This is a genomic window from Sedimentitalea todarodis (assembly GCF_032595355.1).
Taxonomy (GTDB): domain Bacteria; phylum Pseudomonadota; class Alphaproteobacteria; order Rhodobacterales; family Rhodobacteraceae; genus Sedimentitalea; species Sedimentitalea todarodis.
The window spans coordinates 41,133-50,913 of the sequence record NZ_JASMWN010000018.1; the positions used below are offsets into that span (position 1 = coordinate 41,133).

Sequence of the window (9,781 nt, forward strand, 5' to 3'; positions counted from 1 at the left end):
CCGGATGCGAAGGTATTGCGATGCTTTGAATTGATCGCGCATTTTGGCATTGACCTATCGGAAACGACCACCCGTTCGGTCAGCGCAGACAATCAGGGACCCCCGAAACCTCCGGCTGAAAGGCCGCACTGATCGACAAATGGCCGTCTTGCTGCCCTCCCGCTCAGCTGACGGTGTAATGCATCAGAATGGCAATGTCCCTGACCAGATCCGCGCGGATCCGCGGCACATCCGTTCCGCCCACATCCACCGTCGTCCTGAGTCCCGCTGGAAGGGCCGAGACCGCTGCGGAGGGGGTGCTCAGGCTCCAGGTTTCTGCTGTCGACAGTGTGCCCAGCTTGTTGGTGAACTCCGCGTGCGGCAGCCCCCCAAAGGCCCCGCCCGCCGCAAGCAGATCCTGCGCCTGCGTCGCGCCGCCCGCGCGCTGCAGCGTCAGGGCAAACGGCGCGCCATTTTCATGCAGCATCGGGTCGGTCAGTTCCAGCACCATCGTGACATTGTCGATGTCGATCGTCCGTCCCCGGAACACATAGGGAAGGTGATCGACCGACAGTTCGAACTCTGCGGCATGATCATTTGCCCCGGCAGGATGTAGGAAATGATGCAGCACGGTGCCGAAATCCCGTCGCAGCTGGAACAGGCGATACAAACCCGTGGCAGCGGTAGCGTTCACGATCTCGCCCAGACGCGTATCAAGCGCCGCGATGACAGGTGCTGCAACCGCCTGTCCGCCCTCGCGCGCGGTGTAGGCGATCTTCAGAACCACATCAGAAATGCTGTCATAGTCAAATCCGCGGAATGGATCCGCAAGTTCGATCCGCCAGCGCGAAACCGCACCGGCACCCTCAAACGGCAAATAGCGTTCGTCCTGGTAACTGAGCTGGAACAGCCCGGCATCATCACGCCCCGAACTGATCGCAACAGACTGAATGCCGCCCGTGTTGACGATGAAGTTCGCATCATTCGGCCCCGCATAGGGCTGATCGGCATTCACCGAATTGCGCCGGATGCGGTTCTGCAAGAGCGTCAGCGTCGCGTTCACACCGGAATAGGGACCGGTGACACAGGGCACCGTCACGCCGACCGACTTTAACCGGCGCAGATAATGTGACGGGTGATCGAGGTTGAAGAACGCCTCCGGTACTTCGAACTCACACCGTCCGGTCTGGCGCAATTGGATCAGCGCCGCAGGATCGATCTGAGCGAGCGAGCAATGGCGTGTCAGTTCGAATTCGCGGCGGTTCTGCTCGCGATAGGCGGTCTCCATGCGGCGCAGGTCAAGCTGCAGTTTCTCGCCGGCCACCAGCCCCTTTCGAAGCCCGGTCCAGTGACCGAACCCGACGAAACTGGCATCGCTGTCGGCCAGTTCATGCTGGAACGCCCGCTCGGCCCGCTTCGCAAGATCGTAGGCAAGCTGGTAAGTTTGAAAATAGAGTCCCGAAACCTGCTTCACCATCCAGCTGTAGAGATCGCGGTTGGTGAACTTGTCGCGCATGAACCGATGGATTTCCTGGCTCTGCTCGATCTGCTGTTCCTGGTTTTCCAGTTCGCGCTCGGCGACGGCAAGGCGCACCTCGGCCCCGGCGATCTGGATTTCCATGTTCTGCGCGTCGAATCCCGCTTGTGCTGCGGAAAAATCCCACTCCTCCTGCCGGCGGTCATAGGTCGCGCGGATCGAAGCGCGTTGGGCGTTGTTGCGCGTGGACGAGGCCACAGCACCGAGGATCTGCGACGCCAGCGAAGCCGCCTTGGACAGGTTCGCGCCGCCAAACTGGACTTTCACGGTCGGCGAGGAGAACCCGCCCTCCGCCCCGACATCGAACTCGGGGATCGCGGCGAGCGCCGATGCGACGAGCGAGGTTGCCCGGCTGACTTCGTCGAACGTGTCCGCCAACTCGAGCTTTGACATATGCAGGGTTTCGTTGGGGATGCGCGGATTGCGGGTTTCGTGGAAATTCTTGCGGAATTCTATGCCCTCGAGGTTGTTTCTCAGCCCTGACAGGGCTTCTTTCGCCTCGTCGATCCGAAGCCTGCGCACCGCACGAACAGATTTCAGCACGACCTCTTCATGACGCTGGCGCAAGAGCGCCAGATCTTCTCCGTCGCGCTTTTCAAGCGCGGTCAGAAGCGCCTGACCCAACGCCTTGACGTCTGCGGTGAGGTCAAGCGCCGTGCGCAACATGGGCTGGAAACGGTAGTGCGGACGCGGGGCTCCCAGATCGGACAGGACAGAGCCCAGATCGAGGCCCGCCGCCGTGGCCCGCACGAGAAGCGCCGGATCAATGGGCGGGGCGAACAGGGCAAGCTGGCGTTCGACTCCTTCGATGTTCAGGCAATGGCGAATCTTGAAGAGCCTGTCCGCAACGGTGTCCCAGTATCCCAACAGTTTTGGATTCGGCGGAACGCAAAAGAACAGGGTCGACCCTACGATCTCCGGCGCGGGCGGATCTTCGGGCACCTCCCCGACTGCAAGCCCGTCCGGGCCGCCAAACCCGGGGCCGGAACCGCCATCGTCGATGCCCGGCGCGGCAAACTCGGTCGCGACGCCCAGCCCGCCGGCAGGGTCGGACCCCGGCAGCTCTGCCGGAGGCAACACGGTCTCGAGCATGATGAGCGCATTGTCGAGATCGTTGAGATGCGGCGCAAGATCATTGAAACTGTGCACAGTGTTGCCGCCGATGGTCTTGGTGCCTGCGGGCGTCGGTATCCTGTTCGGTGCCTTGCCCAGCATCCCCGAAGCCAGCACATAGATCTGCGTCGCCTCGCGCACGCTTTGGCGGGTATCCTGCCGGAAGAGCTGATCGGCCCAGTCGATGAGGTTGTCGAGATACTTCATCACGATTGCCTTCTGGTAGGCGACCGGGCGCTGCTCTGCGATGCGATTCGGCTGGAACGGGTTCTTGCGCCAGTCCTTGATCTGAGCCTCAAGATCGCGCCGCGCCGTCAGTTCCCCCGGATCGGAGGACGACAGAAGCCTCAGCATGTCCTCGACGGTGCGGATATCGGTGTTTTCGTAGAAAGGTTTCACCTTCCAGAACCGATAGGGGTTCATCGCCAGCGGTACTTCGGAATTGTCGGTGGGATCGAAGATGAAGTGATACCACGCCTGGGCATCCTCGAACCGCTGGTTCTGACTCAGGTGGTTCGCGATCATGAACGGAATGTGGAAGAACAGCTCCCAGTTGTAGACCGACATCGGCGACCCATACTCGAAATCGAATTCCTCGACCGGCAGGTTGGACGTATCAAGCCGCTGGCCGGGTTCGTAGATATCGTCGAACTCCCGGTTCGATGCTTCGCGGGTTTGCTGTCGGCGCAGGCTGTCTGCAGGGCCGCCTTCTCTCGGGTTCAGCACGCCCTCGACTCCATAGCGGTTGAGCTGTCGTACCAGCATCGGCACATAGGGATGGTGGAAATTGATGAAACGATACCTGGTGTACTGGTATTTTTGCGGAAGAAAGGTCCAGATGCCGGACGACGACGCCATATTCATCACGCCCGCCGCAATCGCCATCTCGCCGGCGGCGATGGTAAAGTTCTCGGATCCGCTGTCGCCACGCAAGAGCCGGGCCACCGGGCTGACACGCGCAGTCCCGTCATCCGACATCAGCGCGAACAGCGGGTTCGAGCCGCCCTGAAAATCGGGCCGGACGGTCATCAGGTCCACATCCACGTCACCACCAAAGACCGGCGTCGCCATATCGTGAACCAGCAATGGTTGCGCGGTGCCGATCACCTGCCGCATCGCGCGCACGCCTGCAGTCATCTGGTCCGGGCCGGGGTTCGCGCCACCGATACCTGGCAGCCGGTCACGGGCCGGGTTGCGGGCGCCCCGAATGTGAATATCCGGCCCAAAAACCGGATCGGGATCCGGCAGGGGGCCAATGACTCCACCGTTGATGAGGTCATTCACGCGCACGAGATCATCAAGCTCCATGAAGATCTCGGGACGCACGTCCATGGTCAGATCGCCCACGAAACCGGGCGTGTGACCGAAGACATGCCGGGGCACGATGACATAGGATCGGTATTTGTCCTCGAAAAACAGCGGGGCCGCCGACGTCCAATGCGTATATTGCAGCGGCGTGGTCAGCCGGAAATCATGGGGCGCATCGTCCAGCACGTTCTGATAAGTGCCGTTGTAGCCCCTGAGCCTCAGCGCAGATCCGCCATCCGCCCGTTCGGCAAAGCCAATGGGAAAAACCTCGTCCTTGGCGACGAAAGGCAATTGATGGGTGTCCGCATCGCCATAGCGGTCAAGCGAGATATCCCCGTCATGGACAAAGCGGAACGCAGTGGGACCGTCCAGATAGTTGCTGTCAAGCCATGCCGCCAGACCGCTGAACGTGGCCTGTACCGCGATCAGCAGGTCGCCGTTCGGCCTGATGACCGGCGTCGGCCGCCAGTATTCCTGTTTCAGGGTGACAACGGTGTCACTGCGCGAGCGCGTTGTCTTGACGAAGATATCGGTCAGCCGCTTGCCCGACCATTTGCGCTGCCGGAACTGGCTCCACGCGAGCTTGATCTCCATGTAGCGATTGGGCTTTTGGCCCGTATCCGGAGCAGGCACCTCTTCGTCGGCCTTCACCAACGTTACGAACCAGAAGATGTATAGCCGACGGTTGTAGATCACCGGTTGGACGACCTCGGCCTCGATCTCGACCGGGATTTCTTCCCACGGTGTCCAGCGGCGGGATTCTTCCCAGCGGCGATAGAAATACTTGTTGGGTTTGGACGCCGTGCGCCCGATCACGTGCAGGGTCTTGGTGTCATTTTCGCGCCAGACCCCGACGACCTGAAGCTTGGCCACCTCATCGAGCTTTTCGAGATATTCCTGATACGCCAACTCAGCAGTTTCAAGCGTAACGTCGCCTTGCAGAAGTGTATCCTCAAGCGCCTGGAAGAACGGCGATTTGTCCAGCCGCAACTCCGGTTCGATCCAGTTCTCAGGCGAGATGAAGACCTTCACGTTGGCTTCCCAGACGCGGTAGTTCTTCATCCATTTCCATTGTTCGGCATCCGCGTTGGACAAGGATGCGGCGTCTTCGAGGTTCATCAGGACGCGCTGCACAAAGGTCTGGATCGCGCCGGTGGCAAAAACGATGCGCGAGGTATGGAAGCAGGGTTTCATTTCCACGTCCATCAGGAAGTGGTTGTAGAGATCCTCGCTGTCCCGGATTCGTGGAGAATTCAGCCGCCGGATCGCCGCTTCGACAAGAGCTGCGCGCTGCCGGTCGCGCAGGCGGTCGCGCACCGGCTCGGCTATGTCGTACCACTGGTCGGGCTGGTACTTGGCGCGGGCGGCCTGCTTGATGCTGATCGCGATCTGTCGCGTGACGGTGGTGTCTGTCCAGGTCCACGCCATCGCGGGCGCGACGCCAAGCTTGCCAAGCATCGCAAAGGCGTCTTCCAGCCGCAAGAGGTTATGCAGCGCGTTCACGCCCTGCCAATCGGCATCGAAATCATCCATATCAAAATGGGTGCCATCCACGAACGCCTCGATTTCCGGACGTGGCCAACCGAGACGGGTGTGCAGGGTGTCGATAAACGCCCCAAGACTCCCGCCGCCGCCTGCGGTGTCGGCCTGAAGAACCAACGGCAGCAGAGAAGTTTCGGCCGCAGGCGCGCGGTCGGTCATCGCGTAGAGACTGGCTGTGTTGGCCCACGCCGCAAAGCCCGACGCGCCCGACGCCTCGCTCAGCGGAAGGTTGTTGAAATCGATCCAGCCAAAGGTTGCGGCAGAGGCAAACAGCTCTTCGAGGTCTTCGGTCGGGATGCCCAGTTTTTGCACGATAAGCCCGGCCTTCAACAGACGCCGGACCATCATGAACTGGTCGGGATAGGTGCCCGCGTCGATCTCTGTATCTGCCGCCGCAAATGCAGGGGCGAGGAACGCTGCGCTGGCCGGGTCGCCGGCATTCAAGGTCGAGTGCATCAGCCTGAGCAACCTGTCGCTTGCCGCGTCTGAGACGCCCAGAAAACCGGCAAAGCTGGTCTTGACCAGCGCAACGCTGGCGATGCGCTCAAGAAACGGGGCCATGGCACCCAGTACAAGCCCAAACCGCTCGGCCCGCTGTGTTTCGGGAAAAAGGAAACCCGGATCGGTATCATCCACAAGCCGTGCGACGATGGCCGCCCGCGTCGGCGCGTCCGCGATGAAGGGCGTGAACGCCTGATCGAGACTTGCCGTCAGATCGGCGGGCAGGTCGGCAGGATCTGCGGTCAGGTCAATCACCGCAAGAACCGTAGGTAAATCTGCGGCATCAACCACGCTTGCAAGCATCTGGCCGGTGATATCGCCCGTCGGGTCAGGCTGTATCCGGTAGGTTTCGTGCAACTGGCCCAAACCGGCGCGCAGCGATTGCAGAAAGACCGTAATCTGGCTGTCAGTGGGCACGAAAGCTGCAGGCGGTTCATGTATGTCGCGGAAGAGATAGGTCAGTTCAGCAATGTCAAAGCCGGTTTCGTCGGCCAGATCGAGCAGTTCTTTCAGCCGCCGCGCCTGATCAAGGCGACCGGGACCAAAAGGATCGAGCGCGGACAATTCCAGAAGGTCGAGCAGATCGCGGACGGAAATCCCCATTGCGCGCTTCATCGTCGCGATACGGTGCAGTTCCGAAAGATTGGCCAGCGACAAGGTGGGGTCGGCAAGCCGCCGGTCCCGGATTTGCGACAGTTCTTCGGCGGTGATGATGCGCAGGGCGGCCAGGATCGCGGCCTCGTGATCGCCCATATCCCCAGCCCCCAACGCGCCCGGTTCGAACGGTGCCAAGTCCTCTGCCGAGCCGATGGTGCGGTTGAGAAATAGCCCGGCGTAAGTCGAGACACGGGTCTTGTCACCCTCGTCCAACCAGTCGCGCGTATCGAGATCGGCGATCCAGCTGGACAACACAGGCAGAGAGGTCCCATATGTCTCGTGCAGCCATTTCAGATCAGACAGTGTCACCAGCGCGCCTGCATCGAGCGATCCGCCCGCTGCGGCCAGCGCGACATCAAGGTCATGGACCGACCAGCCCAGCTTGAGGCGCAGCCGGGTGAACCGCTCGATCCGGTTCAGATCACCTGTTTGAAGGTTTTCGATCCGGGCGACCGACAGATCACAACTGATCCTGGCATCGACGCCCTCACCCACGGCATATTGAATCTGCAAGGTACCTGCGGCATTGACAAAGCGGCTGTCCAGAAGCTGTCTCAATTCCTGAAACCCGATACGCGCAACATCAATCAGCGTCTGAACAGTGCGAAGATTGCCCAAGGCCACGCCACCCCAGTGCGACGCGTTGAAAGCACCGTTCAGCACGAGATCGCGTTCGGTTTCTGTCAGGCCGAGGTGTTCGATGGCGACGGCCAGCCTGTCTGCCGGACTGCGATCCGGGCGCGGCACCGGATTGAACACATCCAGCAATTCGGTCCGCGTTGTGTCGAGCGGGCCAAGATAGCTGCGCGCTTCTTCGGTCCAGAGTGAAAACGGCAAGGTCCAGGGATAAACCTCACCTTCAAGCAGGGAATAGGCATCGGCATTGATGTGTTCCGGATACACACGCAGGTCACGGACATCGCCGGTGGTGTTGTGCTCGGCAGCTGTGTCGGTCAGGAAACCTTCGAGGATCTCGATGACCAGGTCGACATAAGGCAAGGTGACATTGGTGTTGTCACAGGTCAGGTGCAGCGCGCCGATCTCGGCGCGGCGGGAATCGAGCGCGCCCAGAAGCCCGCGATCGCGTAGGAACTTCAGGAGCGCGACCATGTAGGCCGCAGGGCTGTAGACCGAATTGCAATGCTCGCAGGCACAGAAATCGATATTGCCGAAGAGCCCTTCCCATGTGGCCTCGTCGACAGTCGGAAAGGCGGCAGCCAGTTCGCCGAGGATCGCCGGGATGTTCCAGGCCGGCAGCACATTCATGGCAACACTGTTGAAACCCGCCCCGTAGCGACCAAACAGCGTGGTGGCGAGCGCCGTCTTGGACTGTGCGCCCTCAAAGACCATGCGTGCCGTGGTTTGGCCGAGCGGCTCGGAAAAGCTGCGCATGAACTGCGTCTCGCCCATCGCACGGATTTGGTAGGCCGACGTCAGCCCGCGTGCCAGGATGGGCCGCATGACCTCGGCGCGTTCAAACCGTGGCGCCAGTGCGAAAATGCGCTGCACGCCTTCCAGCGCGCCCCGTGTCTTGGCGTCGAGTTCCAGGTCCTGCTCGGCGGCGAAACTGCGCACGGATTTCGAGGACAGATCAAAGCCGGGATTGTTGCGCAGAAAGCGCGAAACCACGTCTGCCCCGTCGAAATCTCTCTCGTGCAGGCGCGCGGCAAAGGTCTGGGTTGGATAGGCATCTTCGATCATCCTTGCCATCATCCGAGCATAAATTGCCTGCGGTTTCTTGTTGCCGCTGACGGCAAACCCCGGTGGCAAGCTGCCCTGCCCCGGCCCGTTCACGATGTCTTCCCAATCGCTTCGGCTCAGTGACACGAGGGAGGACAACGGGTCCGCGTCATCGGCATCCGACAGGCGCTCGGACAAGGTCTTGATCAACGCGGTATTTCCGAGCGTGAGCACACTCAGCCGCGCGGTGGTCTCGATCTGCTTGCGGCCAGCGGGACCGATCCGTGGCTCGGATTCGAGCTTCTTCCAGAAATCCTCGGTTCTGCCTGTGTGGCTTTGCACCAGTTCCACGAAACTGCGCCTTCCGTCCCGGCTCAGCCCGCTCAATCCGATGAAGGTGGCAAAGGAGGGCACACCGCTTTTCAGATCGGGCTGATCAAGGATGGTCGTGATCTCGGCGGCGTTTACGGACTTTATCAGTTCGTCGATCTTCTCGCCTGCGTCGGCGATCTTGGCCGAGATGACCCCAGCCTCCGACGCCGTGCGGATCGCCCGCGCCAGCACCCCGTCTTCGATGGCCGCCAGCGCCGGTCCGTTGGCGGGAAGGTTCGCACGGAAAAGACCATAGTAAATTTGTGCATCGGCTGCGCCACGGCGCGCGAACGCCTGCGACTTGAGGTAATGCGAGATGCGAATTGGCGAGATTCCTGTCTTGGCATGCAACATGGCGACAGAGTCGGTGTCGAGCTGCGCGGGATCGTTCACGCCATCGATCAACGGCGAGAGGCGCCGCGCGATCTCGTCGTACTCGCTCTGGGCCGGGTATGCACCGGCGGCATTGACCACCAGGTCCACCGTGCGATTGCCCGTCGCCCCGATAACCAATGGCGAGCGGGTCAGGCGGCCACCGCCCCGAGGCGGCCGAACTTCGATCACCAGATCGATGCCTCCGGAGTCGACCGCCGTCTTGAGCGTATATCGGCCCTCCGCATCCGTCCGCGCGAGCCCGATATCCTTGTCATCCGCCGCAACGAGCCCTTTGGAGACACCCGCCACGACCGCTTCGCGGATCGGCTTGCCATCGGGATGCAGGATCAGGCCGGTCACGATCAACTCGGACCGTTCGGTGCGGGGCGGATTGGTGTCGGGACCCCTTGGGTCGTTGGGATCGGGAGTGTCCGGGTTGGTGTCGCGACCGCCAAACGGGTCGTTTCCCAATGCGGTGACAAGCGCGGCCAGGTCCAGAGGGTTGAAACTGCCGGTTGTACGCAGTTGCAGGCGACGCTGAAAGTCGAAAACCGCGCGGCGGGTGCTGTCGCCGAAAATGCCTTCGCGGTCCTCGACACGCAGGTTCAGCGCGCGCAACGCCTTTTGCAGTCGCGCGACATCCTCGCCGTGCATTCCAATGGTCAGCGTACGTGTCAGGGGCATGGGAGCGACCTCCATTTGTTAGTTGCGCATGGA

The 9,781-nt window shown here is 61.4% G+C and carries 1 protein-coding gene; it reads right to left on the reverse strand.

Annotation, left to right across the window (positions count from 1 at the left end; genetic code table 11):
• Positions 1–163 precede the first annotated feature (163 nt).
• Positions 164–9,748 carry a Tc toxin subunit A-related protein gene (locus QO231_RS19200; protein ID WP_316780187.1) on the reverse strand — a complete coding sequence of 3,195 codons (9,585 nt, stop codon included), beginning with the start codon at positions 9,746–9,748 and terminating at the stop codon, positions 164–166.
• Positions 9,749–9,781 lie beyond the last annotated feature (33 nt).

Bases quoted from the DNA above. Each gene is read 5' to 3' on its own strand.
- QO231_RS19200 (WP_316780187.1), bottom strand. From the start codon at position 9,748: ATGCCCCTGACACGTACGCTGACCATTGGAATGCACGGCGAGGATGTC.